1 protein-coding gene is annotated in these 237 nt (G+C 72.2%); it reads right to left on the bottom strand.

Translation table 11 applies throughout. The features are described 5' to 3' along the window. The coding region (locus RVY79_RS21495) for a hypothetical protein (RefSeq protein WP_317466652.1) at positions 1 to 224 on the bottom strand (224 nt) is incomplete at its 3' end. Between the last annotated feature and the right edge of the window lie 13 nt (positions 225 to 237).

Raw genomic sequence — 237 nt, 5'->3', positions numbered from 1 at the left:
CATTCGGCGATCGCAGCCGACACCACCGCATTGAGCTCGCCCTGGGTCAGGTGCACCTCTCCGGTGCTGGGCGTCGCAGCCTGCACGCCGCCCGCCTCGGCGAGCAGCGGCGCGACCGCAGCCGGAAGCGCCGGCAGCGTGCTGACCAGTGTCGTCGTGCCGATACCGCCGGTGGTGTCGACGCTGATGCCGCCGGTGCTGCTGGTGTCGTCGTCGGTGATCACGCCCTGCGCCGAG

The organism is Chromohalobacter sp. HP20-39 (assembly GCF_033052815.1).
Taxonomy (GTDB): Bacteria; Pseudomonadota; Gammaproteobacteria; order Pseudomonadales; family Halomonadaceae; genus Chromohalobacter.
The sequence above is the reverse complement of the archived record's forward strand: the minus strand, read 5'-3'. Positions and strand labels throughout refer to the sequence as shown.